Here is a 26,445-nt window from a genome sequence, read left to right on the forward strand (position 1 = left end):
CAAGGGCCAGACACCTCCCCCTGGCGGGGGAGGATTTCAATGGTCGATTCCTCGCCTACACTTACGGGATCAGGCGGTCCGCGCGCAGTTCGGCGAACAGGTTGAAGAACGCGTCGTCGGTGGGCTGGTATGCCGTGAACCCCAGACGGCGGCTCTTGCTCATGTCGGTGACGACCTCGATCGGCCGGCCAAGATCGGCATCGGTGTGCCAGGGCGAGGCAAGCCGCGACAGGTCCGCTTCCGCCAGGCCTTCACGCGCGGCGATCTCGCGCCAGAGGCCGGCATCGTCCTTCATCTGCTCCTCGAGCGTCAGGACGGTGCCGTCGAACGGCGCGGCCTCGATGCCGAACCAGTCGGCGATGCGGCCCCACATCCAGCTCCAGCGGAAGACGTCGCCATTGACGACGTTGAACGCCTCGCCGCGCGCCGCGGGCGTGGTCGCCGCCCAGAGCAGGTGGTCGGCGAGCTGCGTTGCGCTGGTCATGTCGGTGAGACCGTTCCATTGCGCGGCCGAACCGGGGAAGCGGAACGGGCGGCCGGTCTCGCGGCACAAGGTCGCATAGACCGCGAGCGTGGTGCCCATGTTCATCGCGTTGCCGACCGCCTTGCCGATGACCGTGTGCGGGCGGTGGACGCTCCAGCCAAAGCCGTCGCGCGCGGCCGCCTCGAACACCGCGTCTTCCTGCGCGTAGTAGAAATTCTCGACGTCGAGCCGGCCCTGCTCCTCGCGGAATGGGGTCTGCGGGAGCGTGCCCTTGCCGTACGCCTCGAACGGTCCGAGATAATGCTTGAGCCCGGTGACGAGCGCCACGTGGCGGACGCTGCCCGCGGGGCTGAGCGCGCAGAGCAGGTTGCGGACCATGCCGCCGTTGACGCGGATATTCTCCGCCTCGCTGTCCTGCCGCGACCAGGTGGCGATGAACACCGCGTCGGGCTTGAGCCCCGCGAGCGCCTTTTCGAGGCTGGCGGGATCCTGGAGATCCGCCGCGACCGGCTGGACGCCGTCCTGTTCGGTCGGGCGTCGCGCGAGGCCGTGGACGGTCCAGCCCGCCTTTACCAAGGCCGCTGCGGTCGCGCCGCCGACGATCCCGCTCGTTCCCACTACCAATGCCGTTTTGGCCATCTTCAACTCCATATCTGCGTGTTACCTGCCAGCTAGGCATCGGGGACGCAGGCTTCTAGAAGGCACCCATTGGGGACATAGGCACCGGAAGGTAACCAGATGCGCGGTTCGGCCGAAGAGGAATGGCGCGAGGATTGCGCGCCGCGGCGGACGCTCGAACTGTTCGCGACCAAGTGGACGAGCATGATCCTGCATACGCTGCACGTCCGCCACGACGGCCCGGTGCGGACCGGCGTGCTGCTGCGATCGATCCCCGGCATCTCGAAGAAGATGCTGACGCAGACGCTGCGCGAGATGGAGGCGTCGGAGCTGGTCGTCCGGCAGGTCCACGGCACGGTGCCACCCGCGGTCGACTATGCGCTGACGCCGCTGGGTGCGCGGTTCGTCGAGCCGGTCGAGCTGTTGTACGATTGGGGGCGCCGGAATGCCGATGCACTCGACGCGTTGCAGGCCAAGCCGACGTCCCGGCGCGCGCCATAACCCGGTTTGCGACCGGGCCGCGCTTGGCTATGGGGCGCGGATGACCGCATCGGATCTCCAGAGCCTGTTCGTCACCAACCTCGTCCGGTACAATAGCGGCGACCGGCGGCGGTGGCGGCTGATCGTCGGCGACGTGCGCGTGTATTCGATCGCAACGCACGCGCACTGCAACTGGGCGGTGACTCCGTTGGGCAGCGCGAGCGAGGTCGACGCGGTCGAGCGGCTGGCGGACCGGCTGCGCGAGGATCACCCCATCATCACTGCCGGCTGACGGCTTTTATCCACGCAGGAGCGACACATGGCGAAGCAATATTGGGCGCAGATCATCGAACTCGACGAAGAGATGACACCTGCGACGATCCCTGGTGCGACCGATCACGAGGATGCCGCGGATTCGCTGGTTGCGGATTTCGTCGGCGCGATGGGTGGCGAGATCACCGAGGGCGCGGTACGCGTCTGGGTACAGGGCGGCGTCGAGAAGGTCTACGACTGGAAGGCCGATTTCACGATGCCCGATATGGACGAAATGGGCGACGAGGACGAGATGGAGGTCGAAGGCGAGATCGAGCTGACCGAGCGGGTTTGAGGGCAAACCACCCGACCGAAACCGTAACACACGGCGCCCCATACCGACCCCGGCGAAGGCCGGGGCCCAAATGGGAAGGTCGGCGTAACAGAGCGCGGTCTTTCGTTCGCGATGTCCCCCAATTGGGCCCCGGCCTTCGCCGGGGTGGTGGTTGAGGCCAAAGCAGTCGTTACGAAGGCACCGTCTTCCCGGCCGGCGCCAGTTCATGCCACTGGTGATCGTCGTGAGCGAGCAGCGCATCCGCCGCCGCCGGGCCGAGCGTGCCGGCCGCATACGGCTCCGGCATCTTCTGGTCGGTCGCCCATAGGTCGAGGAACGGCTGCACCGCGGCCCAGCCCGCCTCGATCGCGTCGGCGCGCTGGAACAGCGTCTGATCGCCGACGAACAGATCGTAGATCAGCGATTCATAGCCGGTCAGATGGCCGATATCGAACGCGTCGGCGTAGCGGAAATCGAGCGCGATCGGCGCGGTTGCGACCTCGAGTCCAGGGCGCTTGATGTTGATATCCATCGCCAGCCCCTCGTCGGGCTGAATCTGGATGATCAGCCGGTTGGGCGGGAGCATGTCCGCGGCGGCGCCGGGGAACGAGGCGAAGGGCACCGGCTTGAAGGTGATCGCGATCTCGGTGTCGCGGCAGGTCATCGCCTTGCCGGTGCGCAGATAGAACGGCACGCCTGCCCAGCGCCACGTGTCGACCATCAGCTTGAGCGCGACATAGGTCTCCGTCGCGCTGTCGGGTGCGATGTCGGCGGTTGCGGTGTAGGCGGGGACAGCGTGATCCTGCACGGTCCCCGCGGTGTACTGCCCGCGAATACCGTTGTCCTTCGCCTGCGTGGGCGAATAGCGCCGCACGGCCTTGAGCACCTTGCCCTTTTCGTTGCGGATCGCCTCTGCGTCGAAGCTGGCGGGCGGCTCCATCGCGACCATGGCGAGGAGCTGAAACAGGTGATTGGGTACCATGTCGCGCAGTGCGCCGGTCGCGTCGTAGAATTTGCCGCGCGTGCCGACGTCGACGGTTTCCGCCGCGGTGATCTGGACGTGCGCGATGCAGTCCGAATTCCAGACGCGCTCGATCATCATGTTCGCAAAGCGCGCGGTCATGATGTTCTGGACGGTTTCCTTGCCGAGGAAATGGTCGATCCGGTAGACCTGCGCCTCGTCGATCTGCGAGAGGATCCGCGCGTTGAGCGCCTGCGCGGAGGCGAGGTCGTGGCCGAACGGCTTCTCGATCGCGATCCGGCGGAACGCGTCGGGCGCCTCCGTCATCAGCCCGTGCTCGGCGAGCTTATCAACGATATCGCCGAAGAACTTGGCCGGCACCGCGAAGTAAAAGGCGACGTTGCCGGTCACGCATGACTTGAGGCGCTCGTAGACGTCGTCGTGCGTGAAATCGCCCTGAAGATAGCGCACGCGATCCTTGAGCCGCGCCCAGGCGCCGCCCGTCTGACCCGCCCCCTCGCCGCCTTTCGCCTCGAAACTGCCGAGCGCTTCCCGGAGCGATTTGTCAGTCCCCTCGTCAATACCAACGCCGAGCACGTGGAAATCGTCACCGACCAGTCCTAACCGGGTCATGTTGACCAGCGCCGGCATTAGCAAGCGGCGGGTGAGATCGCCGAAGGCTCCGAAGATCACGAGTGTGGTGGGCGGCGCGGCCTTGACGGGTTTGCTCACGACGACGCCTCGGACATACTCGACCTTTCCACGATGGTTTCCCCAAACTGCGCAGCGCGCGCCGATGTTCCCTGATTGGCATATCCTGACGCGGGTCAGGTCGCCTTGAGAATGTTGTCGCCATAGCTGCGCGCATCGACTTCGGACCAGTCGAGTTCCTCCTGCAGGCGGCGATAGACGTCTTCGGCGATCTCGCCCGCATCGCGCATGCGGTGCAGCACAACACGCTGACGGGCGATCATCTGAAGATGGAGCTCGTCAAATTCAGAAGTCGCCTGCGGATCGACCGAATCAGCAATCACCTTGCTCGCCGCGCCGTAGCGAAAACGGAGCGCCTCCGCCGCCTCCCCTCCCCCAACCGGGAGGACCGCAAGCCCGGCATCGATGAGCTGCTTACGGGCCGGCGCGATCTCGTCGGCAAGGTCGGGATCTTCGCCCAAGTGAAGATGGCGGATCAGCGGGCCGAGCGTAAGCCCCTGGAGGACCAGCGTACCGATCACCACGCCGAATGCGGCCAGCACAATGAGGTCGCGACCGAGCACCGACCGCGGGAGCGCGAACGCAGTAGCCAGCGTCAACAGACCCCGCATGCCCGACCAGGAAAGGATGACCGACGCATTCCATGGCGGAGGCTCGGGCATCCAGGAGGGGGCATATCGACTGGCGATCGCGCCCTCGACGAAGCGCACGAAAAAAACCCACGCGATACGAGTCGCCAGGACCGTTGCGAGCACAACTGCAGCAAAACCGATCGCAGGCCAGCGCTCGGCGCTCGGCAGCCGGATCAGAATATCACGCGACTGCAGCCCCATCAGTGCAAACGCGATGATATTGAGCAGCAGCACCGCCGCCGACCACACCGCGGCCCCCTGCAGCCGGTCGCGTGCGGGCTGGCCGATCGGACGACGCTGCGACACAATCATGCCGAACGTGACAACGCCGAGCACCGGCGAGATGTGCAGCCTTTCGGCGAGCAACCAGATTCCGAACGTCACCGCAAAATCGGCCAGGCTGGCGCCCAGCGTCCGCGCGAACAAAGGCGTAACGCGAAGATACGCCCACGCCGCCAGCGCGCCGAAAACAACCCCGCCTGGTATAGCTGCAGCAAGCGCAAGTGGGGTGACCGCGGTATTCGAATGCGTCGCGAACGCGCTTGCAAGCCCGAACAGCAACAATGCGGTTGCATCGTTGAGCAGGCTCTCACCCTGCAGCAGCAGCAGCCCGCGACGGGGGATGCCGACTTCGCCGAGCACGGCTTCGGACGCTGCCGCGTCAGGGGGGGCGACGATCGCCCCCAGTGCGAATGCGGCGGCGAGCGATAATCCGCCGAGCGTGACGCCGACCAGCGCGACCGTGGCGGTGGTGACGAGCACCGCGAATACGGCGAGCGACAGCAGCGGGAACCAAAACCGGCGAAGCGCGCGCGGGCTGGTGTTATAGCACGCGTAGAGCAACGCTGGCGCAATGAACAGCGCGAGCGCGAGATGTGGATCGACCGCGATCTTTGGCGCGAATGGCAGTAGCGCAAAGCCAAGCCCGGCCACGGCTAACAGGGTGGGATATGGGACGTTCAACTTGCGTGCTAGGACGAGCAGGACCAACGCGGCGAGCAGGATGACGTCAAGGGATTCTAATAGCTGCACCGGGGCGCAACGGTCGGCGCCTCGCTATGGGTCCGATCAGTGGCGCGGGAGACGAAGGAGTTCGCGCTCGACCTCCCCCGCAGGGAAAGGTGTCGCCGAAGGTGACGAAGGGGGAGGACACGGACAAGCATTTTGCCTTCCCTTCCCCTCCGTCTGGCAAACGCCAGCACCGTACCCTCCTGCCCGGGGAGGATCGTCAGGATCGCGTGACGTTCGTCCGTTCAAGATCCCGCCACTTCGCAACGGGTTCCAGCACGCTGGTTCCGGGCGTCACAACTCCGCGGATCTAAATCTTTCGATGGTGCGGCATCGTGGATCCCGGAACATGTCTGGCATGCCGGAGATGAGCGCCGATTTGGCCGTTCTGAACGGAGTGCCGATCAGCGCTTATCTAGTTTTACGGGCGCGGGGTTGAGGACAGGCTTGACGTAACACCGCCACCGAGCGCTCGGTAGAGCTCCACCGAGTTGCTGTCGCGCGTCAAGCGGGCGGCGAGGAGCGTCTGTTGCGCTGTGTAGAGCGAGCGTTGCGAATCAAGCGTCGTCAGGAACGTGTCGATCCCGGCGCGGAACCGCAATTCCGACAGCTTGAACGCGCCCGCCGCGTTGTCGCGAAGCGAGGTCTGCGCCTGCAATTGCGCGCCGATGGTGCCACGCCGCGCAAGGGCATCGGCGACTTCGCGGAAGCCTGTCTGGATGCTCTTCTCGTAGGTCGCGACTGCGGCGTCGCGAGTCGCCTGAGCGTAGCGCAGATTGCCCTTGTTCCTGCCGAAGTCGAACAGCGTCTGGCTGACCGATGGCGCGATCGACCAGTTTTGAGACCCATTCCCGAAAAGATTCGACAGTCCAAGGCTGATCGTGCCGAACGCGGCCGTCAGCGAGATGTTCGGGAAGAATGCCGCGCGCGCCGCGCCGATATTGGCGTTGGCGGCGATCAGTTGATGCTCGGCCGACGCGATGTCCGGACGGCGCAACAGCACCTCCGACGGCAGGTTGGCGGGCAGGTTCTCCAGCGTCGGGCTGGTCGTATCGAGCCGGGCCGGCAGCATGTCGGCGGTCAGGGTCGTCCCCGCGAGCAGGTTCAGCGCGTTCTGGTCCTGCGCGATCAGTGTGGTCGCGTCGGCAATGTCCGAGCGGGCCTGATCGTAGCTAGTGCTGGCCTGGCGCACTTCGAGTTCGGATGCGATGCCGATCCGGAAGCGGTCCTGGGTCAGCTTGACGGTCTGGCCGAACGCACGCTCCGTATCGCGCGCGATCTTGAGGCGATCCTGGTCGGCGGCCATCGTCAGCCACTGTGTCGCGATCTCGGCGATCAGCGACACCTGGGCGGCGTTGCGATTTTCTTCCGCCGCGAAATACTGCTCCTGCTGCGCCTGGGTCAGGTTGCGGACGCGGCCGAACAGGTCGATCTGCCACGCCGAAATGCCGACGTTCGCCGAATAGATGTCGGCACGACCGCTCGAGACGACGCTGGACCCGGTCCCGCCAGTCCCGCCGCCGGTGCCAGTCCCGCCCGTGCCGGTTCCGCCAGTACCAGTACCAGTACCAGTACCGCCCGTTCCAGTGCCACCCGTCCCCGTGCCGCCGGTACCCGTACCGCCCGCAAGCCCGCTGCCGACCGCGCCGAACGGCGACTTCTGGTAGGTCGCGCTACCGCTAGCCGCGAGCGTCGGAAACAGGTTCGAGCGCTGGACGGTGTATTGCGCGCGCGCCTGCGCCACGTTGGCGACCGCGACGCGGAGATCGCGGTTGTTCTCCAGCGCGGTCCGGATCACCCGGCGCAGGCGGTCGTCGGTGAAGAACACCTCCCACGACGTATCCGCGGGCATGATCGCCCCCGCCGCATCGGTCGCTGCATACGCAGGACCGGTGGGCGTTGCCGTTGGCACCGACAATTCGGGACGGACGTATTTCGGGGAAAGGTTACACCCGGCGAGCGTCAGCCCGGTAGCGAACATGAGCGCTGTCTTGCGCGTAAGTATGGGAGCGAACATCTGGATCAGGCCTCCTGCGGCCGCTGGTCGTGGGGCGGATGACGGTTACCGTCATGGCCGTCGTCACGGTTATCGTCACGGTTGCCGTCGTGGTCGGGCACCTGGTCGCGGTCTTGGCCCGCGCCAGCCTTGTCCTGCTTGAAGACGCGTTTGACGAGGAGGAAGAACAGCGGGACGAAGAAGATCGCGAGGACGGTCGCGGACAGCATGCCGCCGACCACCGCCCAGCCGATCGCGTTCTGGCCGCCGGCCCCCGCACCGCTCGACAGCGCGAGCGGCAACACGCCGAAGATGAACGCGAACGACGTCATCAGGATCGGGCGAAGGCGAAGCTTGGCCGCCTCGACCGCGGCATCCGCCGCGTTCATCCCGTCGCCCATCTTCTCCTCGGCGAACTCGACGATCAGGATCGCGTTCTTCGCCGCCACGCCGATCGTCGTGATCAGCCCGACCTGAAGGTAGATGTCGTTGTTCAGCCCGAAGAGCATCGCCGCGCCGACCGCGCCCAGGACGCCGAGCGGCACCACCAGCAGGACGGCGATCGGGATCGACCAGCTCTCGTACAGCGCCGCGAGGCAGAGGAACACGATCAGCAGCGACAGCGCATAGACCGTGGTCGACTGGCCCGAGGACAGGTTTTCCTCGTAGCTGAGGCCAGTCCACTCATAGCCGATGCCGGGGGGAAGCTTGGCCGCCATCTCCTCCATCGCCTTGATCGCGGTGCCGCTGCTGACGCCCGGCGCCGGCGAACCCATGATCTCGAACGAGGCTACGCCGTTATACCGTTCGAGTCGTGAGGGCCCGTATTTCCACTCGGTCGTCGAGAAGGACGAGAATGGTGCCATCGCGTTGCTGGTCGTGCCGCGGACATAGAAGTTGCCGAGATCGGCAGGCGAGGTGCGGAACGGTGCGTCGGCCTGCACGAACACCTTCTTCACGCGACCGCGGTCGATGAAGTCGTTGATGTAGGCACCACCGAACGCGGTGCTGACGGTGGTGTTGATGTCCGCCTGGCTGAGGCCGAGTGCCCCCGCCTGCGCCTGGTCGACGTTCAGTTTCAGCTGAGGCGCATCCTCCAGGCCGTTCGGGCGGACCTGCATCAGGCGCTTGTCCTGGCTGGCCATGCCAAGCAGCATGTTGCGCGCCTCGAGCAGCTTCTCGTGACCGACGCCGGCATTGTCCTTCAGCATGAAGTCGAAGCCGTTGGCGTTGCCCAGTTCCTGCACGGCGGGCGGCACGAAGCCGATGACCATGCCGGCACGGATCCCGGCGAGCGCCTGGTTGGCGCGCCCGGCGACTGCGGCGACGGTGTTCTCCGCGCCCTCGCGATCTTCCCATGGCTTCAGCTGGATGAAGGCGATGCCGACATTTTGGCCCTGGCCGACGAAGCCGAAACCGCTGATCGTGAAGATGCCAGAAATGTTGGCCTTCTCGTCGATCAGGAAGTGATCGCGGACCTTGTCCATCGTCCGTGCGGTTTCCTCCATCGGGGTCCCCGCCGGCATCGAGACCTGCGCGAACATGACGCCCTGGTCCTCCTCGGGAAGGAAGCCCGACGGCAGGCGCAGGAAGATGAACGCCATCGCGACGACGATCACGGCATAGACCAGCATCGTGCGGACCCAGCCCTTCTCGACGCGGCGCAGGCCGTTACCGTATTTCCCGACGCCCTTGTCGAACGTGCGGTTGAACCAGCCGAAGAAGCCCTTCTTCTCGCCATGCCCGTCCTTGGCGGGCTTCAGGATCGTCGCGCAGAGCGCGGGCGTGAGGATCAACGCAACCAGCACCGAGAGCGCCATCGACGACACGATGGTGATAGAGAACTGGCGGAAGATCACGCCGGTCGAGCCGCTGAAGAACGCCATTGGCAGGAACACGGCGGACAGGACGAGGCCGATGCCGACCAGCGCGCCGCTGATCTCGTCCATCGACTTCTTGGCGGCTTCCTTGGGGCTCAGCCCCTCCTCCTGGATCAGGCGTTCGACGTTCTCGACGACGACGATAGCGTCATCGACGAGCAGACCGATCGCCAGCACCATGCCGAACAAAGTCAGCGTGTTGATCGTGAACCCCGCCGCATACAGCACGGCAAGCGAGCCGAGCAGCACGACCGGGACCGCGATCGTCGGGATCAACGTGGCACGGAAGTTCTGAAGGAACAGGAACATCACGAGGAAGACGAGGACGATCGCCTCGATCAGCGTGTGGATGACCTGCTCGACCGACAGCCGCACGAACGTCGAATTGTCGATCGGGTAGGCGACCTTGACGTCGGACGGGAACTGCTTGGCGATCCGGTCGACCTCGGCCTTGACCAGCTTGACGGTATCGAGCGCGTTGGCGCCCGGTGCCAGCTTCACGCCGAAACCTGCCGCCTGCTTGCCGTTGTAGCGGGCCTGGAAGGAGTAATTTTCCGAGCCCATCTCGACACGGGCGACGTCCGACAGGCGCACGGTCGCGCCGCTGGTCGCCGAGCGGACGATGATCGCGCGGAACTGTTCAGGGGTCTGGAGACGCGTCTGCGCGGTCACGGTGGCGTTGAGCGACTGGCCCTTCACCGCCGGCAGACTCCCGACCTGACCCGCCGAGACCTGCGCGTTCTGCGCGGTCAGTGCCGAGGTGATGTCGGTGACGGTGACGCCGAGGTTCGACATCTTGAACGGATCGACCCAGATCCGCATCGAATATTGCGCGCCGAACACCTGGGTGTCGCCGACGCCCTTGATGCGACTCAGCGGATCCTGGAGCTTCGAGGCGATCATGTCGCCGAGATCGACCTGGTCGTGCGCGCCATTCTCGGAATAGGCGGCGATGACGAGGAGGAAGTTGGCGGTCGCCTTGGTCACGCGCAGACCGGCCTGCTGCACTTCCTGCGGCAGGAGCGGAGTCGCCTGTTGCAGCTTGTTCTGCACCTGGACCTGCGCGATGTCGGGATCGGTGCCCTGCTCGAAGGTGAGCGTGATCGCGAGGTTGCCCGAGCCGTCCGACGTCGAGGCGAAGTAGCGAAGGTTGTCGATCCCCTTCATCTGCTGCTCGATGATCTGCGTCGTCGTGTTCTCAAGCGTCTGTGCGTCGGCGCCCGGATAGGACGTCGCGACCGTCACCTTGGGGGCGGCGATCTCAGGGAACTGCGCGATCGGCAGCGAGCGGATCGCGAGGATGCCCGCCATCATCAGGATGATCGCGATGACCCACGCGAAGATGGGTCGATCGATGAAATAGCGTGACATGGGCGGTTACTTCCCGGCCTGCGTGGTGCCGGCGGCGGGCGCGCCGCCGGTGCCGGGTGCCTTGCCGACCTGCTGCGGGGCAGCGGGCTTGACGGTCGCGCCGGGCCGCAGGTTCAGCAGACCCTCGACGATCAGCTTGTCGCCGGGCTTCAGGCCGCTGGTGACGATCCACTTGTCGCCGATCACGCGGTCGGTGGTGACGGTACGCTGCTCGACCTTGTTCTGCGCGTTGACGACCAAAGCGGTCGCGCCGCCGCGCGGATCGCGCGTGATGCCCGCGGTGGGCGCCATGATCGCCTGCCGACGCGTGCCCTCGACCAGCTTTGCACGGACATACATACCCGGCAGCAACAGGCCGTTGGGGTTGGGGAAGCTCGCGCGCAGCGTGACCGCGCCGGTGGTCTGGTCGACGGTGACTTCGGCGAACTGGAGGCGCCCCTCGATCGGGTAGGTCGTGCCATTCGGAAGGATGAGCTGGACGCGCGCGCTGCCGTCGCCGCGCGTCACGCCGCCGCTTGCCATCGCCTGTTTGAGATCGAGCAGCTGCGCGGCGGACTGCACGACGTCGACATAGACCGTGTTGGTGCGCTGGATCGTCGCGAGCGGATCGGTCTGCCCGGTCTGGACGAGCGCGCCGACGGTCACCAGCGATCGGCCGATACGGCCCGAGATCGGCGCCTTGATCCGCGTGAATCCGAGATTGACGCGCGCGGCCTGGACCGCAGCCTGCTGGGCTGCAACATTGGCGCGGGCCTGTTGCGCGGCCGCGGTGGCGTTGTCCGCCTCCTGCTTGCTGACCGCGTTCAGCGCGACGAGCTGGCCGTAGCGCTGCGCCTGGAGCCGGGTCGCGTTGATCTGCGACTGGGCCGCGCCGAGCTGCCCCTGCGCGCTGGCGAGCGCCGCGCGATAGGGCGCGTCCTCGATCGCGTAGAGAACCTGGCCCTTGCTGACCATCGCACCCTCGGTGAACAGCCGGTCGCGGACGACGCCATTGACCTGCGGACGGACTTCGGACGTCTCCACCGCGGCAATCCGACCGGGCAGTTCGGAGGTGAGGACGACCGATTCCTCGGCGACGTTGACGACGCCGACGGTCGGCGTGGGCGGCGGCGGGGGCGCCTGCTCCTTGCTGCACGCCGTCATCAGTGCCAGCGCGGCGAAAGCCACCGTTCCCTTGAGATTCAATCGCTGCATGTTGAGCATCCCGACGTCCGTGCAGATAGGTATTACCGGAATGAACGTTCATTCCGCTTGCTTGCCCGCTAGGATTGTGCGAGCGGCGGGTCAACCAAAAAACGCGTTGAGGATCTGATTTTGAGTGCAGTGCAACATGAGATGGGGAGCCGCGAGCGTATCGTCGCCGCAGCCCGTCACCTGTTTGCGACCCAAGGGTTTCATCAGACTCCGATGTCCGAACTTGCGGTCGCAGCGGGCGTCTCGGTCGGCCAGATCTATCGTTTGTTCACGGGCAAGAATGCGGTGATCCAGGCGATCGTGATGGAAGACGCCGCGGCCAAGATGGCCGAGTTGCAGACGATGAACGACTTGGTGAAATCCGGGAGACTGTCGATCGAGGAGGGGTTCGTCGAACTGGCGCAGCGCGCGCTGTCCAAGGGAGACGAGGCGTTGTCGTTCGAGATCATGGCCGAGGCGCACCGAAACGCCGACGTTGCCGACACGATCGCCGACCTGTGTCGCGGATTTCGACATTTGATCCGCGAATTGGCGTGCGTCGCCAATCCAGCGCTGCAAGAAAATGAGCTCGAGGGCGCAGAGGAGCTGATCCTCGCGTTCATGTTCGGCCTCGGTCATCGCACGCTGTCACGGCCGAGATTGTCCGAGGACGAGACCGCGCGCCTGACCGGCCGGATGATCCTGGCCGCGGTGCGCGCACTTTAGTTCCGGGCTAGTCCCGGCGTTTGGGGACGGTCATTTGCCGCGTACCAAATGCGGGCTGCAATGCGGGCCCGATTGCGGGTGGGGCGATCGATCCTACATTGCCCCTGCCCCGCCAAGCGCGCGGCGGAACCCGGCTAGGAAGCGACATGACCAAGACCGTTCTCATCACCGGCGCCACGTCGGGCATCGGTGAAGCCGCTGCGCATGCGTTTGCGGCGGCGGGATGGCGCGTGATCGCGACCGGTCGTCGCAAGGACCGTCTCGATGCGCTGGTCGCGGCGCTGGGCGCCGACACGGTCCATCCCGCGGCCTTCGACGTGTGTGACGAAGACGCACGCGATGCCGCGCTCGAGGCGCTGCCCGACGCGTTTCGCGCTATCGACCTGCTGATCAACAATGCCGGACTGGCGCTGGGCACCAAGCCCGCCGACCAGGCCAATGTCGACCAGTGGAAGACGATGATCGCTACCAACGTCACCGCGCTGGTGTCGCTGACGCACAAGCTGCTGCCGGGGCTGATCGCGCGGAAGGGGGCGGTCATCAACCTGTCCTCGGTCGCCGCCACCTACCCCTATACCGGCGGCAATGTGTATGGCGGCACCAAGGCGTTCGTCGAGCAGTTCTCGCTGGGGCTGCGATCGGACCTGCATGGCAAGGGCGTTCGCGTCACGTCGATCGAGCCCGGCATGATCGCAACCGAGTTCACGCTGGTCCGCACCGACGGTGACCAGGCGGCGTCCGACGCGCTGTATGCCGGCGCCGAACCGATGACCGGCGCCGACCTTGCCGCGACGCTGCTGTGGATCGCCGAGCTGCCGGCGCATCTCAACATCAACCGGCTCGAGATCATGCCGGTCAGCCAGTCGTTCGCCGGGTTCCAGGTCGCCCGCACGGGGTGACGGCGGCGGATACAACCGAACTGGCCGTGACGTATTTCTACAATTACCGCCTCATCCCGACCGGGCGGTAGGCCGCTATCTTACGGGAGTTGCTACACTTTCTCCATCGATCGGCGAGACGAGCGATTATCGCCCTGCGTGGACGAACCAACGCTTAACTATCATGATCCTATCGAACGCCATGAGCCACCCGCCAATGCCCCTCCAAGATACATCGCAAGGTGAATCGGTAGCGACCTTGCCGGAGCGTGCGCCGGACGGCTTGCCCTGCGCGCGGGCGATGCTCGACCTGCTGCCGGGGCTGGTCGCCTATTTCGACCGAGACCTTCGCTATCGCTATGCCAACGCGACCTATGCGGCATGGCGGGGCATTGCGCCCGAGCGGATCGTCGGCCGGCATTGCCGTGAGATCGTCGGTGAGGGCAATTATCCGACGGTCGTGCCGAAGTTGCGCGCTGCATTGGACGGCACGCCCGTCACCTATGAATATACGCTGTTCGACGGCGGCAACGCACGCCGCGTCCAGGGCAGCTATGTCCCGGATATCGATGCCGCCGGAGTCGTCCGCGGTATCGTCGTCCTGGTCACCGACATCAGCGTCCGGAAGGATCTGGAAGACAAGATCGTCGAGAACGAGCAGATGTTCAACGATGCGTTCGAGCATGCACCGATCGGGATTGCGGTCGCCGATCGCCAGGGTCGGATGGAGCGCGTCAATGCGGCGTTTGCGACGATGCTGGGCCTGTCGGTCGACGCCCTTGCCGGCCGGGACTTCTCGTCGATCACGCATCCCGACGATCGTGCCGCGGGCGACGCGTTGTGGCGCGACGTGATCGCCGGCGCGCGCGACGACTATCGGCTCGAAAAACGCTATGTCCATCGCAGCGGTACGCCCGTCCATGTCGCGCTTGCGGTCTCTGCGGTCCGCAGCGCGTCGGGCGATCTGGTCCGGCTGATCGTCCAGATCGAGGACATCACCGAACGCCGCCGCGCGGATCACGCGCTCCAGGAGATCAACGCCCGCCTGACGCTGGCGATGGAGGCCGTGCGGGGCGGATTCTGGCATATCGACGTCGAGTCCCAGAAGTTCGAGACATCGCCCAGCTTCACGCGCTTCGTGAAGGGCCCCGATGCGCCCGGGTCGATCGACCTCGATGCCTATGGCGAATATATCGCGCCGGCGAACCGCGACGCCGCGTCGGTGCAGAGCTTGCTCGACGGCGAGATCGACGAGGCTTCGGTCGAATACGAGTTGTCGACGATCAACGGGCCGCGGTGGATGCGGTGCGATCGCAAGCTGTTGCGCGCGACCGATGGCAGTCCGCTGCGGATCGTCGGCGTCACGATCGACATTTCGGAAGATCGCGAACGCCAGTTGCGTGCCGTCAACGCCGCCGAGACCGACCCGCTGACCGGGTTGCTCAATCGTCGCGGTCTCGAGCAGCGGCTTGCGCAGACCGCCACGGGTGTCTCGATCGGGGTCATCGCGATCGACCTCGATCGGTTCAAGGCGATCAACGACCGCTTTGGGCACAGCGTCGGCGACACCGTGCTCGTCGAAGTGGCGCGGCGTCTCCACGACGTGGTGCGGACCAGCGATCATCTGGCCAGGCTGGGGGGGGACGAATTCGCGGTCCTGCTGCCCGATGCCGACGATGCCCGCCTCGCCGTCGTTGCCGATCGGATCGACCGCGCGCTCGGCCAGCGGCTGACCAGCAACGGGCTGAGCCTGCCGATCAGCGGCAGTGTCGGTGCCGTCCTGATGACCGGGTCGACGTCATCGCCGGTCCAGAGTTTTGCGATCGCATGGCGACAGGCGGATGCCGCGCTTTACGCGGCCAAACGGAGCCGGAAGCTGCAGCATATCCGGATAGCCTAACAGAGGTTTCAACCGATTTGGTATACATTCACACTCACTTAAGTTATAGTGGTGCACGACAGCCCTATGACCGAACCCGTCTCCGAAGCGGCGCGACTCGACGCCCTCAGACAGCTCGGCATCCTCGACTCCGCGCCCAGCGAGAGTTTCGACCGGATCACCCGGATGGCGAGCCAGATCTTCGGATTGCCGGTTTCCGCGATATCGCTGACCGATCAGGACCGCCAATGGTTCAAGTCGCGGGTCGGCGTGACCGATACTCAGCTTGGCCGCGACGGTGCGCCATGTGCCGAGGTCGCCGAGACCACGCAGGCGCTGGTGATTCCGGACCTGCTCGCCGATCCGGTCTATGCCGATAGTCAGCTCGCCGCGCGCGGCACGCGGTTCTACGCCGGGGCACCGTTGACGACGCGCGACGGATATGGCCTTGGCGCGCTGTGCGTGCTGGGCACCGAACCGCGCACGGTAACCGCAGCCGAAATGACCGCGTTGCGCGATCTGGCGGCGATGACGATGGCGCAGATCGAGCTGCAGCATGCCTTTGGCCGGATCGATCCGATCAGCGGCCTTCCCAACCGTCAGCAGTTTCTCGACGACCTCGACGATCTCACGCGCGATCATGCCGGTGAACGGCGCCTGCTGGTGATGTTCGATCTCGCGCGGACCGATCAGATCGACACGATGACGCGCGTCCTAGGATCCGAATACGTCGTCCAGATGGTCAGGACGGCCGCGCTGCAGCTCCGCAAGGCGCTCCCGCAGACGCGCCGCGCCTATCACGTCGCCGCGACGCAGATGGTCTTCTTCGCCGAGCCCGATGTCGACGACGCCGCCTATGTCGACAAACTGACGCGCGAGATCGCGCACTGCAGCGCCAAGTCATCGATGCGGTTCGCGACCACCGGAGCGGTCGGCGTGGCGCCGATCATATTGGGGACCGTGGAGCCGCAGGACGTCCTCCGCTTTGCCCACGGCGCGGCCCAGGACGCACGGACGATCGAGGAAACGGTATGCTTCTTCTCGTCGGCGAACGACACCGCGCATCGCCGTCGGTTCGCGCTGCTGCACGACTTCGAGGCGGCGCTCGCGGCGGACGATCAATTGCGGCTCGTCTATCAACCCCGCGTCGAGCTGCTGCAGCGGCGGTGCCTGGGCGCCGAAGTGCTGCTGCGCTGGGTGCATCCGGTGCTCGGCGACGTGTCGCCGGCCGAGTTCATCCCGCTGATCGAACAGACGTCGCACGCCAAACCGCTGACCCAGTGGGTCGTGGATCGCGCGCTGGATCAGCTCGTCGGCTGGATCGCCGAGGGGTTCGCCGGGACCCTTTCGGTCAACCTGTCCGCCAACAATCTCGAAGAGCCCGATTTTGCCGCACGCATCGAGCAGCTCCTGCGCAAACACCGTATTCCCGCCGATCGGATCGAGCTGGAGATCACCGAGAGTGCGATCATGCGCAACGTCGCCCAGGCGCGCGAACAGCTCGCGGCGCTGCGTGCCGCCGGGATCCGGCTTGCGATCGACGATTTCGGCACCGGCTACAGCAGCCTGGCCTATCTCCAGCAATTGCCCGTCGACGTCGTCAAGATCGACCAGAGCTTCATGCGCAATCTCGGTGCGGCCGCCAACGGCACCGACGAACAGACCCTCGTCCGGACGATGATCGGACTGTCGCATGACCTGGGCTTCCGCGTCGTCGCCGAGGGCGTCGAGACCGAGGCCGCCGCGACCTGCCTGACCGCGATGGCCTGCGACGAAGCGCAAGGCTTCCTGTTTGCGCGCCCCATGGAAGCAGGCGGCTTCATCGCATGGTACACGGCGCACACCGATCCGGCGGAAACGCCGCGCGCTGCCGCCTGATCGCCCGCGACAGCCCGGGTCGGAACCCGATCATGTCCGCGATGAACAGATAGCCCCGGCCGTGCGCCGTGCAGATGGTCTGGTTCGATCGAAGTCCGCCAGCGTGCGCCGAAACCGGCCGATATCGCCGTCGATCATACGGTCCTTCGACGCGGCATCGGCACGCCCCGCCACCGCCATCATGCCCGCGCGGTGATGGATCCCGCATGGCGATGCGGGACGAAGGGGTCCCTGATCCGGACGTCGCTTTTGGTCAGCGACACGACCTCGCCGCCGGCCGCCTGCCACGACCGCATCCGGCAGATCGGTTCGCCAAAGATGTCGCGGTGGAACGAACGCGGTGCGTGGTGCCCGAGCGCGCAGTCGATCGATGGCACCGGCTGGCGCCGCACGACGCTCCCCCTCATAGTCCGGGGCGGGACGTGAACCACTATCCCGTTCGCAGTATTTCAGCTCGGGTCCGCAGCGATCGGCGTACCCGGGCGTTCGTCAGTCTCTGAAAACCCCGGCGCCGACCCGCGCCTTTGCCGGAGCCGACCATGGCCGAAAGCGAACTCGTCACCTTCTCGAACGTGCAGCTCAGGCCCGACCCCTCGCGGACCGTCATCCGGCCATTCAACATCGGGTATCCCGGGCCCTTCCAGGTGGAGGGGCACTCGCGGGTCGCACGGGTGATCGACCGCGTACTCTCGCTGACGCCCGACGAACTCCATGCCGAGCGCCAACGGGTCATGGTATCGCTCGACGAGCGCCACCGCGACGTCGACGACCTGTTGCTGCACCGGTTCCGGGTGATCATGGCCGATCTCGACGAACCGCGGGCGATCAATCGCGATCAACAATTGCTGATCGGCGCCTATCTGAGCGGGGAATATTCGTTCGAGGCCGCCGCACTATTCAACCCCAGCATGGTGCTGGATCCCGACCAAGCCGGCGCGCCCGAGAACGGGGTGCGGTTCATCCTATCGCTGCGCGGGATCGGCGAGGGGCATGTCTCGTCGGTCACCTTCCGCACCGGCAGCTGGTCGCCGGCGGATGGCTTTTCGATCGATCCCGCCAGCCAGACCGCGGTGCCGCCGCGGATCGAGCCGTCGGATCAGGGCGCGACCGATGGCGGTCCGACCCGGCTGCAATGCGGCAACAGCCGCGAGCTGTCTGAAACCGTGATCTTCCCGATCCTGCCGAGCCAGCGCCAGGGAATCGAGGATCTGCGTCTGGTTCGGTTCGTGGATGCCGGCGAGGTCCAGTATCTCGGCACTTATACCGCGTTCAGTGGCTCGGAGACGCGCTGCGAACTGCTGCGCGGCGAGGACTTCAAGACGTTCGAGATGCAGCCGATGCGGGGAACCGTCGCGGGCACCAAGGGGATGGCGCTGTTCCCGCGCAAGATCGATGGCCGCTATGCGATGCTCGGGCGGCAGGACAACGAGAATATCTGGTATCTGACCTCGGACGATCTGCTGACATGGAACGGCGGCACCAAGATCGTCGAGCCGAAATGGCCGTGGGAATTTATCCAGATGGGCAATTGCGGCTCACCGATCGAGATCGACGAGGGTTGGCTGGTGCTGACGCACGGCGTCGGCAGCGTCCGCAATTACTGCGTCGGCGCCTGCCTGCTCGACAAGGCCGACCCGACCAAGCTGCTCGCGCGGATGACCGACCCGCTGATCGTGCCCAGTCCCACGGAGCGCGACGGCTATGTCCCGAACGTCGTCTACAGCTGCGGCGGGATCGTCCACGACCGTACGTTGCTGCTGCCGTTCGGCGTCGCGGACAATTTCGCGTCGTTCGCGACGGTGGATGTGGGCCGGTTGCTTGCCGCGATGGCCTGAGCGCTGATCCTCCCCCGCCAGGGGGCGGTGGCTGGCACCTTGCCCGACGAAGGGCAGGACTTGCGACGCAGGTTGCCTTACCTCCCCCTCCATCAGGCTACGCCTGCCACCTCTCCCAAGCGGGGGAGGATCGTTTGGCCGGCGATGGGCAGATCAGACGACGCGGGCCGCGCCCGCCAAATCCTCCGCGGCAACCACATCGATCTGGCGGTCGATACCGCGCGTCAGCCCTGCCGGGACGGTCACCGTGAAGCCACGCGCGATCAGGCCTTCGATGGCCCAGCGGACGCAATAATCCGCCGCGACGCCGATCACCGTGACGTCGGTGACACCCTTCGCGGCCAGCGCGGCAAAGAATGCTTCGCGCGGAAACACCGGCGTACCCGCATCGCGCGCGTCCTCGATGCCGAGCCCCGGTTCGGCCCACATATCGAACACCCCCTTCTCGATCCGCCACGCCGGTACCGCCGGGTCGACCAGCGCGACGTCGAGCATGTTGTCCCAGCCTTGCGTGCCGCGAACGCAGTGGATCGGAAACATCTGCGCTTCCGGCGACGCCGCATAGGTCTCGCGGAAATGCGTGTCGAACGTGAACAAAACGCCCGTCGTGTCGTCAGGCCGCAAGGACGACAGCCACGCCCGCATCGGCGCGACCAACGCCGCCGCCCCCGCTACGCTCAGCGCGCCCCCCTCGGCCATGAAATCCCATTGCGTATCCACCACCACCACGAACCGCGTCATCGTCCGTCTCCTTTGCGCGCTGCTTGACACACTCCCCGCATCTCGGACACCCGCAACCCCCAAGCAACGCAGGAGCCCGCGCGCATGGCCGTGACCGATATCGCCACCCGGACGTACAATCACAATTTCCGGCTCGATCCGATCGTGCGCAGCCTGCTCGACACCGATTTCTACAAACTGCTGATGTTGCAGATGATCCGGCAGGTCTACCCCGACGTCAGCGCAACCTTCGCGCTGATCAACCGGACCAGGACCGTTCGCCTCGCCGAGATCGTCGACGAGGCCGAACTGCGCGCGCAGCTCGATCACGCGCGGACGCTCAGGTTCGCCAAGAAGGAGCTGATCTGGCTCGCGGGCAACAGCTTCTACGGCAAGCAGAAGATGTTCGGCCCTGAGTTCCTCGCCTGGCTCGCCGACTTCCAGCTTCCGGCGTACGACCTGCGCAAGGTCGACGGCCAGTATGAGCTGCATTTCGACGGCCCCTGGGCGCATACGACGATGTGGGAGATCCCCGCGCTCACGATCATCAACGAACTCAAATCGCGTGCCGCCCTACGCGACCGGGGGCGTTTCGCGCTCGATATCGTCTATGCGCGCGCCAAGGCCAAGCTGTGGGAGAAGGTCGAGCGGCTACGCGATCTGCCCGATCTCGTCCTGTCGGATTTCGGTACGCGGCGGCGGCACGGCTTCCTGTGGCAGCGCTGGTGCGTCGAGGCGCTCAAGGAAGGGCTTGGCGACCGGTTCATCGGCACGTCGAACGTGCTGCTGGCGATGGACGCGGACCTCGAGGCGATCGGCACCAACGCGCACGAACTGCCGATGGTGACCGCCGCGCTGGCCGACAGCGACGCCGAACTCGCCGAGGCACCGTACCGCGTGCTCGAGCATTGGCGGCGACATTATAACGGCAACCTACTGATCGCGCTGCCCGACGCGTTCGGCACGACCGCGTTCCTGCGCAACGCGCCACACTGGCTGTCGGAGTGGACGGGTTTCCGCCCCGACAGCGCCCCGCCGATCGCGGGCGGCGAACAGATCATCCGCTGGTGGGAAGAGCAGGGCGTCGATCCGAAGACCAAGCTGCTGATCTTTTCCGATGGCATGGACATCGACACGATCGAGCAGACCTATCGTCATTTCCACGGGCGCGTGCGGATGAGCTTTGGCTGGGGGACCAATCTCACCAACGATTTTCGCGGCTGCGACCCCGATGGCGCGGCGGCGCTGGAGCCGATCTCGCTCGTGTGCAAGGTAATCGAGGCGAACGGGCGCCCGGCGGTGAAATTGTCGGATAATCCGGCCAAGGCGACCGGCGAACCCGCGGAAATCGCGCGCTACCTGCGTGTCTTCGGGGAAGCGGACCGGGCGGCGGCCCCGGTGCTCGTCTGACCCACGCCGTGTCCTAGGCGCAACACGGCCGGCATTTTTCGCAACAAAATTGTCCAAATGCGCAATCTTTGCTTGCTTCGTTACGCCTCCGAGTCATCATTCGCACACATAAGATAATCGAGCGGATGTTTGTCGGGGCACGAACAAGGGGGAAGCGTTCATGCGTGGGATCAAGACGTTCAACAGCGCGGGGAAATATGCCGGCGCCAGCGGTTTGGCATTGGCGGCGATGCTCGCGGCGATGCCGGCCTTCGCACAGGCGGTGACGACGCCGGCCACCGATGGCGTCCAGGTCGCCGACGCGACCATCGATCAGCCGGGTGGGGACGAGATCGTCGTGACCGGATCGCGCATTCGCCGCAGTCCGCTCGACCAGCCCTCGCCGGTTGTCACGGTCGATGCGCAATCGATCCAGCGGACGGGGCTTTCGTCGGTTGCCGACGTGCTCCAGCGGCTGCCGAGCGCGGCCGGCGGGCTCAATTCGAAGGTCAATAATTCGGGCAATATCGGCAATCCGCCCGATGGCGGCGGCGTCGGTGCCGGGTCGGCCGAGATCGATCTGCGCTACCTCACGGCCAAACGGACGCTGGTGCTGGTGGACGGCCTGCGTTTCGTCAACGGTGCATCGGCCAGCGGCATCCCCTCGACGGTCGATCTGAACACGATCCAGGTCGGCTCGATCGAGCGGATCGAAATCCTCCAGTCGGGGCAGTCGCCGCTCTACGGCTCCGATGCACTGGCCGGCGTCGTCAACATCATCACCAAGTCGCAGCAGAAGGGCCTCAAGGCGTCCGCGCAGTTCGGCACGTTCCGCCAGGGCGACGGGCACACGCAGGACTATAACGTCAGCTATGGCATCCAGGCGCCGCGAACGAGCGTGGTGTTCGGCGGCAGCTACGTGAAGCAGGAGGCCGTCCGGACGCGCGATCGCTCGATCTCGCAATTCCCCAATCCGGGCCAAACGTCGTGCAGCGATCCGATCGGCGGGTGTTCCGGCGCGACGCCGACCGGGTTCTTCCAGGTCGGCGGGCGGAACCTGACGCTGAAATCGGCCCCGATTGCCGGACGGCCCCGCTACGACGCCGCCAATCCGACCGGCCCGAACAGCGACTTCAAGGAGTTCACCGCCGCCGACCGCTTCAACTTCGCGCCGTTCAACTATTTCCTGACCCCGTCCGAGCGTTACGGCTTCTTCGTCAGCGCGAAACAGGAACTCACCGATACCGTGAACCTGCGGGTCAAACTGAACTACACGCGTCGCAATTCGCAGAACCAGGCCGCGTTTTTGCCGCTGGTGATCGGGCCCGATGCGGGCAACGGCAATCTGCTCGACACGATCTCGGTCGATGCGACCAACCCGTTCAACCCGTTCGGCTACACGCTGTCGGCAGGCGGCGCGGGTAACGGTCCGGCCAATTATTCGACGGTCCGCCGTCGCCTGGTCGAGGCGGGACAGCGCACCTATTCGCAGACGGTCGACACGATGTCGGCGACCGCGACGCTGGACGGGTCGTTCCATGTCGGCGAACGCAAATTCTACTGGGACGTCAACGCGGTCCTTGGCTTCAACGATGCCAAGCAGCTGTTTACCGGCAACATCAACGCCGCCAATCTCGCCCAGGCGCTGGGTCCGGTCGCGAACTGCACCGGCGCATGCGTGCCGTTCAACATCTTCGGTGGCGCGGGTTCGGTCACGCCGGCCATGCTCGGCTTCATTGCGTTCGACGAGCGTGCGCGCAGTTCGCAGAGCCTCGAGGACTACACCGCCAATATCTCCGGCGAACTGTTCGACCTGCCCGCGGGCCCGGTCGGCCTCGCCGCCGGTTATGAGCACCGCGTGCAATATGGCAGCTTCACGCCAGATCCGATCATTGCCGCCGGGCTCGGCGCCGACATCCCTGCACAGCCCGCGCGCGGGCATTTCAATTCGGACGAAGTCTATGCCGAGTTGCGCGTACCGCTGATCCACAACACGCCGCTCATCCAATCGCTCGAGATCGGCGGTGCGGTGCGGCATTCGAACTATTCGATCAGCGGCAGCAACACGACCTATACCGGCAGCGGCCTGTGGAAGCCGTTCAGCGACCTGCTGTTGCGCGCATCCTATGCGCAGGGGTTCCGCGCGCCGAGCATCGGCGAATTGTTCGGCGCGGAATCGCGATCGGACGCGTCGATCGACGATCCCTGCACCAACGTCGCCGGATCGCCCTATCAGTCATCCGCGACCGTCCGCACCAACTGCACCGCCAACGGCGTTCCGGCCAACGGCAGCTATCAGGAGCCGAATGGCGGCCAGCTCAGCGTCCTGACCGGCGGCAACAAGGCACTGAAACCCGAGACGTCGCGGACATGGCTGTTCGGCGCGGTGTATGCCCCAAGCTGGGCGCGGACCAGCGGGATCGCCAGCCAGTTCAGCATCGAGGGCAATTACTACGACATCAAGGTCGACGACGCGATCGCCGCGACCGATGCGACGCTGACGCTCAGCCGTTGCGCGCAGGCCGCGGATGCGCTCAGCTGCGCGGCGATCACCCGGACGCCCAACGGTCTGATCTCGCGCATCAATGCCCAGTTGCAGAATATCGGCGGCATCCGCACGCGCGGCGTCGACGTGACGGCGATCTATCGCTCGCCGCAGACCTCGGCGGGGACGTTCGGGCTTTCGCTCAACGGCAACATCCTGCTGAAATACGCCGAGAGCTTCCCGGCGACGGTCGGCTTCACCACCACCAACTACCAGGGCACGACGCGCGGCTCGCCCGAGCAATCCTATCCGAAGTTCAAGGGCAACGCGGTCGTCGACTGGGACATCGGCGCGGCGCGCGCCTCGTTCACCGCCCGCTACATCAAGAGCGTGAAGGAAGCCGACGGCAAGACGCTCGACAACACCTTCTACGGCGATGTGCAGCTGACGCTCGCGCCGGGCTGGCTGGAGAACCGGCTGGGGCTGACGATCGGCGTGAACAACGTCTTCAACCAGGACCCGCCGGCCTGCTTCAGCTGCACCGGGCCAAACTACGATCCGACCACCTACGATGTGCCGGGCCAATTCGGGTATATCCGCCTGTCATGGGGGCTTTGATCTGAGCCGTCGTTAGCCGTGATAGCGTCCTCGATAATCCTCCCCCGCCAAGGGGATGGATTATCGAGATGCCTCAGTTCTCGACCAGCTTCATCAGGCGCCGTTCCACCGGGGCCAGCACCGGACCCAGATCATGCCCGCGCTTCACGACAGCGCCGCCTTCGCCGATGAGCGCCCACATGCCCTGCTTGTTGCGCAAGGCGGGTCGTTTCTCGATCCGGAACTCGGGCCGTTCGGCGGCGCGGCGGAACGCTGCGAACACCGCGGCGTCCTTCCCGAGATCAATCGCATAGTCGCGCCAGTGGCCCGCTGCGACCATCCGGCCGTAGAGATCGAGAATCCGATTGAGTTCGAGGCGTTCGAAGCCGACCTGCGTCGCCTTGGACGGTATCGGGAACGGCACGACGCCCATCAGCCAGCCACCATCATGCGCGGTCGCGACGGCCTTCTGGCTGATCGTCGGCGAGCAGCGCGTCGAGCCGCTTGCGCATCGTCTCGAGTTCGCACCGCATCAGCTCCATCTTCTGCGTCGCCGGGTCGAACGCCTCGCTGCACGGCGTACCATAAGGCACGAACCGCGGCAGCTCGGGCGCGTTGCCGCCTTCGATCGTGGTCGTGCGCGCGGGAATGCCGACGACCGTCGTTCCCGCCGGTACGTCGCGCGTGACGACCGCGTTGGCGCCAACGCGTGAGCGCATGCCAAGCGTGATGGGTCCAAGCACCTGCGCACCCGAGCCGATGATCGCCCCGTCGAGGATCGTGGGGTGACGCTTGCCCTGGACGCCGTTGTCGGGGCTGGTGCCGCCGAGCGTGACGCACTGGTAGATCGTCACGTCGTCGCCGATCTCCGCGGTCTCGCCGATCACGACGAAGCCGTGGTCGATGAAGAAATTGCGGCCGATCGTCGCGCCGGGGTGGATGTCAATCGCGGTCATGAACCGCGACCAGTGATTGACGCAGCGCGCGAGGAAATACAGTTTCGCCTTGTACAGACGATGCGCGATGCGGTGATAGCCGAGTGCCCATACGCCGGGGTACAGCATGATCTCGGCGCGCGAATGCGGGGCCGGGTCGCGGGCGCGGATCGAATCCAGATAGGCCAGTAATCCGCTCGACATCCGCAATCCCCTTCGCGATTGCCGTATCTAGGATATCGAACGGTCGATTTCCAGAAGCGCGCGCTTTGGGGGGCATCAGATCGTCCGGATCGGGGTAAAGCCTATCTTTGTTGTCGGATAAGCCCGCGCGTAGCAGGTAGGACATGATTGCAAGGGGATGCCGATGTTCGACCTGACGACCGTGAGCTTCGAGACGCTGCTGCCCTTCATCCTGGTCGGGTTCGCCGCGCAGGTCGTCGATGGCGCGCTGGGCATGGCGTTCGGGGTGATCTCGAATACGCTGCTGCTGTGGGTCGGGGTGCCGCCGGCCGCCGCGTCGGCGGGCGTGCATACCGTCGAGACGTTCACCACCGCGGTGTCGGGGATCAGCCATGTGCTGCACAAGAACGTGAACTGGACGCTGTTTCTGCGGCTGATGATCCCGGGCGTGATCGGCGGGGTGTTGGGCGCCTATGTGCTGTCGAACATCGACGCGAGCACCGCCAAGCCGTTCATCCTGGCCTATCTGACGTCGATCGGCGTCTACCTGCTCTACCGCGGGCTGCGCTATCCGCCCAAGCAGAAGGAGCCGAAGATCGTCGAGCCGCTCGGGCTCGTCGGCGGGTTCCTCGATGCGGCGGGCGGCGGCGGCTGGGGGCCGGTCGTGACGTCGAACCTGCTGGTTCAGGGGGCGTCGCCGCGCACCACGATCGGGACGGTCAACACGGCTGAATTCTTCCTGACCGCGACGATCTCCGCGACGTTCATCACGCAGCTTGGCTGGTCGGCGTTCACGCAGGCGACGGTGGGGCTGCTGATCGGCGGCGTGCTGGCCGCGCCGTTCGGGGCGATGCTGGCGAAGCGTGTTCCGGCGAAGACCTTGATGGTGATGGTAGGCGTGATCCTGACGATCACCAGCCTGTTCGGCCTCTACCGCGCGATCTGGCACTAGAAACTCGTACAATCCTCCCCCGCCAGGGGGAGGTGGCGCCGAAGGCGACGGAGGGGGCGGACACGCAACAGGCGTTACCCCTTTCCTC

Annotated in this window: 21 protein-coding genes; 11 read left to right on the top strand and 10 right to left on the bottom strand. The window is 65.6% G+C overall.

What is annotated here, in order from left to right; genetic code table 11:
• Nucleotides 1-61: 61 nt before the first annotated feature.
• Nucleotides 62-1,123 (bottom strand): SDR family oxidoreductase, encoded by a 1,062-nt coding sequence (locus ASE88_RS05815; protein WP_056477129.1) that lies wholly within the window; start codon nt 1,121-1,123, stop codon nt 62-64.
• Nucleotides 1,124-1,222: 99 nt separating this feature from the next.
• On the opposite strand from ASE88_RS05815, the gene ASE88_RS05820 reads away from it, so the two are divergent.
• Genes ASE88_RS05820 through ASE88_RS05830 form a run of 3 tightly spaced genes read left to right on the top strand, consistent with a single transcriptional unit; the run spans nt 1,223 to nt 2,189 of the window.
• Complete coding sequence (locus tag ASE88_RS05820) at nt 1,223-1,603, top strand: winged helix-turn-helix transcriptional regulator (RefSeq protein ID WP_056476565.1); 381 nt, start codon at nt 1,223-1,225, stop codon at nt 1,601-1,603.
• A gap of 40 nt (nt 1,604-1,643) precedes the next feature.
• A complete protein-coding gene (locus ASE88_RS05825) occupies nt 1,644-1,874 on the top strand; it encodes a hypothetical protein (protein WP_055879749.1) in 231 nt (76 codons plus the stop codon).
• 27 nt (nt 1,875-1,901) lie between these two features.
• Nucleotides 1,902-2,189 carry a hypothetical protein gene (locus tag ASE88_RS05830; RefSeq protein WP_055879746.1) on the top strand — a complete coding sequence of 96 codons (288 nt, stop codon included), beginning with the start codon at nt 1,902-1,904 and terminating at the stop codon, nt 2,187-2,189.
• A gap of 169 nt (nt 2,190-2,358) precedes the next feature.
• Here the strand turns inward: ASE88_RS05830 and zwf are convergent, their stop codons facing one another.
• From zwf to ASE88_RS05855, 5 genes are all read right to left on the bottom strand, one after another.
• The gene (zwf, locus tag ASE88_RS05835) at nt 2,359-3,861 is read right to left on the bottom strand and encodes a glucose-6-phosphate dehydrogenase (RefSeq protein ID WP_055879742.1); all 1,503 of its coding nucleotides are present in this window, start codon (nt 3,859-3,861) and stop codon (nt 2,359-2,361) included.
• Between the two features lie 95 nt (nt 3,862-3,956).
• The gene (locus tag ASE88_RS05840; protein WP_082466319.1) at nt 3,957-5,504 is read right to left on the bottom strand and encodes a cation:proton antiporter; all 1,548 of its coding nucleotides are present in this window, start codon (nt 5,502-5,504) and stop codon (nt 3,957-3,959) included.
• Between the two features lie 397 nt (nt 5,505-5,901).
• Nucleotides 5,902-7,461: an efflux transporter outer membrane subunit gene (locus tag ASE88_RS05845; protein ID WP_056476571.1), complete on the bottom strand. Its 1,560-nt coding sequence runs from the start codon at nt 7,459-7,461 to the stop codon at nt 5,902-5,904.
• A gap of 41 nt (nt 7,462-7,502) precedes the next feature.
• A complete protein-coding gene (locus ASE88_RS05850; RefSeq protein WP_056476574.1) occupies nt 7,503-10,727 on the bottom strand; it encodes an efflux RND transporter permease subunit in 3,225 nt (1,074 codons plus the stop codon).
• 6 nt (nt 10,728-10,733) lie between these two features.
• The gene (locus ASE88_RS05855) at nt 10,734-11,921 is read right to left on the bottom strand and encodes an efflux RND transporter periplasmic adaptor subunit (RefSeq protein ID WP_056477132.1); all 1,188 of its coding nucleotides are present in this window, start codon (nt 11,919-11,921) and stop codon (nt 10,734-10,736) included.
• Nucleotides 11,922-12,062: 141 nt separating this feature from the next.
• Between ASE88_RS05855 and ASE88_RS05860 the strand changes: the two genes are divergently transcribed.
• From ASE88_RS05860 to ASE88_RS05875, 4 genes are all read left to right on the top strand, one after another.
• Entirely contained in the window at nt 12,063-12,626 is a 564-nt protein-coding gene (locus ASE88_RS05860; protein ID WP_321163406.1) for a helix-turn-helix domain-containing protein, read from the top strand.
• Between the two features lie 146 nt (nt 12,627-12,772).
• Nucleotides 12,773-13,525: an SDR family NAD(P)-dependent oxidoreductase gene (locus ASE88_RS05865; protein WP_055879723.1), complete on the top strand. Its 753-nt coding sequence runs from the start codon at nt 12,773-12,775 to the stop codon at nt 13,523-13,525.
• 238 nt (nt 13,526-13,763) lie between these two features.
• Nucleotides 13,764-15,404, top strand: a complete 1,641-nt coding sequence (locus ASE88_RS05870; protein ID WP_056476581.1) for a bifunctional diguanylate cyclase/phosphodiesterase — start codon at nt 13,764-13,766, stop codon at nt 15,402-15,404.
• Between the two features lie 66 nt (nt 15,405-15,470).
• Nucleotides 15,471-17,261, top strand: coding sequence for a putative bifunctional diguanylate cyclase/phosphodiesterase (locus ASE88_RS05875; RefSeq protein ID WP_056476582.1), 1,791 nt, complete (start codon nt 15,471-15,473; stop codon nt 17,259-17,261).
• Nucleotides 17,262-17,440: 179 nt separating this feature from the next.
• On the opposite strand, the gene ASE88_RS05880 is transcribed toward ASE88_RS05875, so the two are convergent.
• Nucleotides 17,441-17,653 (bottom strand): hypothetical protein, encoded by a 213-nt coding sequence (locus tag ASE88_RS05880; RefSeq protein WP_055879715.1) that lies wholly within the window; start codon nt 17,651-17,653, stop codon nt 17,441-17,443.
• Between the two features lie 147 nt (nt 17,654-17,800).
• Between ASE88_RS05880 and ASE88_RS05885 the strand changes: the two genes are divergently transcribed.
• Nucleotides 17,801-19,096, top strand: a complete 1,296-nt coding sequence (locus ASE88_RS05885) for a glycoside hydrolase family 130 protein (protein WP_056476585.1) — start codon at nt 17,801-17,803, stop codon at nt 19,094-19,096.
• 153 nt (nt 19,097-19,249) lie between these two features.
• Here ASE88_RS05885 and ASE88_RS05890 read toward each other — a convergent pair whose 3' ends face one another.
• Entirely contained in the window at nt 19,250-19,837 is a 588-nt protein-coding gene (locus tag ASE88_RS05890; RefSeq protein ID WP_056476588.1) for a cysteine hydrolase family protein, read from the bottom strand.
• 84 nt (nt 19,838-19,921) lie between these two features.
• On the opposite strand from ASE88_RS05890, the gene pncB reads away from it, so the two are divergent.
• Entirely contained in the window at nt 19,922-21,226 is a 1,305-nt protein-coding gene (pncB, locus tag ASE88_RS05895; RefSeq protein WP_056476590.1) for a nicotinate phosphoribosyltransferase, read from the top strand.
• Between the two features lie 160 nt (nt 21,227-21,386).
• Nucleotides 21,387-24,308: a TonB-dependent receptor plug domain-containing protein gene (locus tag ASE88_RS05900; RefSeq protein WP_082466323.1), complete on the top strand. Its 2,922-nt coding sequence runs from the start codon at nt 21,387-21,389 to the stop codon at nt 24,306-24,308.
• Nucleotides 24,309-24,381: 73 nt separating this feature from the next.
• On the opposite strand, the gene ASE88_RS05905 is transcribed toward ASE88_RS05900, so the two are convergent.
• The gene (locus ASE88_RS05905; protein ID WP_055879701.1) at nt 24,382-24,720 is read right to left on the bottom strand and encodes a DUF2794 domain-containing protein; all 339 of its coding nucleotides are present in this window, start codon (nt 24,718-24,720) and stop codon (nt 24,382-24,384) included.
• A gap of 13 nt (nt 24,721-24,733) precedes the next feature.
• A complete protein-coding gene (gene epsC / locus ASE88_RS05910) occupies nt 24,734-25,426 on the bottom strand; it encodes a serine O-acetyltransferase EpsC (protein ID WP_055879698.1) in 693 nt (230 codons plus the stop codon).
• Between the two features lie 163 nt (nt 25,427-25,589).
• Here epsC and ASE88_RS05915 point away from each other — a divergent pair, with 163 nt between their 5' ends.
• Entirely contained in the window at nt 25,590-26,357 is a 768-nt protein-coding gene (locus tag ASE88_RS05915) for a sulfite exporter TauE/SafE family protein (RefSeq protein ID WP_055880505.1), read from the top strand.
• Nucleotides 26,358-26,445 lie beyond the last annotated feature (88 nt).

Origin of the sequence: Sphingomonas sp. Leaf38, assembly GCF_001421825.1 — a bacterium.
In the GTDB taxonomy this organism is placed as follows: domain Bacteria; phylum Pseudomonadota; class Alphaproteobacteria; order Sphingomonadales; family Sphingomonadaceae; genus Sphingomonas.

Bases quoted from the DNA above. Each gene is read 5' to 3' on its own strand.
- ASE88_RS05815 (WP_056477129.1), bottom strand. From the start codon at position 1,123: ATGGCCAAAACGGCATTGGTAGTGGGAACGAGCGGGATCGTCGGCGGC.
- ASE88_RS05820 (WP_056476565.1), top strand. From the start codon at position 1,223: ATGCGCGGTTCGGCCGAAGAGGAATGGCGCGAGGATTGCGCGCCGCGG.
- ASE88_RS05825 (WP_055879749.1), top strand. From the start codon at position 1,644: ATGACCGCATCGGATCTCCAGAGCCTGTTCGTCACCAACCTCGTCCGG.
- ASE88_RS05830 (WP_055879746.1), top strand. From the start codon at position 1,902: ATGGCGAAGCAATATTGGGCGCAGATCATCGAACTCGACGAAGAGATG.
- ASE88_RS05845 (WP_056476571.1), bottom strand. From the start codon at position 7,461: ATGTTCGCTACCGGGCTGACGCTCGCCGGGTGTAACCTTTCCCCGAAA.
- ASE88_RS05850 (WP_056476574.1), bottom strand. From the start codon at position 10,727: ATGTCACGCTATTTCATCGATCGACCCATCTTCGCGTGGGTCATCGCG.
- ASE88_RS05855 (WP_056477132.1), bottom strand. From the start codon at position 11,921: ATGCAGCGATTGAATCTCAAGGGAACGGTGGCTTTCGCCGCGCTGGCA.
- ASE88_RS05860 (WP_321163406.1), top strand. From the start codon at position 12,063: ATGGGGAGCCGCGAGCGTATCGTCGCCGCAGCCCGTCACCTGTTTGCG.
- ASE88_RS05865 (WP_055879723.1), top strand. From the start codon at position 12,773: ATGACCAAGACCGTTCTCATCACCGGCGCCACGTCGGGCATCGGTGAA.
- ASE88_RS05875 (WP_056476582.1), top strand. From the start codon at position 15,471: ATGACCGAACCCGTCTCCGAAGCGGCGCGACTCGACGCCCTCAGACAG.
- ASE88_RS05885 (WP_056476585.1), top strand. From the start codon at position 17,801: ATGGCCGAAAGCGAACTCGTCACCTTCTCGAACGTGCAGCTCAGGCCC.
- ASE88_RS05890 (WP_056476588.1), bottom strand. From the start codon at position 19,837: ATGACGCGGTTCGTGGTGGTGGTGGATACGCAATGGGATTTCATGGCC.
- pncB (WP_056476590.1), top strand. From the start codon at position 19,922: ATGGCCGTGACCGATATCGCCACCCGGACGTACAATCACAATTTCCGG.
- ASE88_RS05900 (WP_082466323.1), top strand. From the start codon at position 21,387: ATGCGTGGGATCAAGACGTTCAACAGCGCGGGGAAATATGCCGGCGCC.
- ASE88_RS05905 (WP_055879701.1), bottom strand. From the start codon at position 24,720: ATGGGCGTCGTGCCGTTCCCGATACCGTCCAAGGCGACGCAGGTCGGC.
- epsC (WP_055879698.1), bottom strand. From the start codon at position 25,426: ATGTCGAGCGGATTACTGGCCTATCTGGATTCGATCCGCGCCCGCGAC.
- ASE88_RS05915 (WP_055880505.1), top strand. From the start codon at position 25,590: ATGTTCGACCTGACGACCGTGAGCTTCGAGACGCTGCTGCCCTTCATC.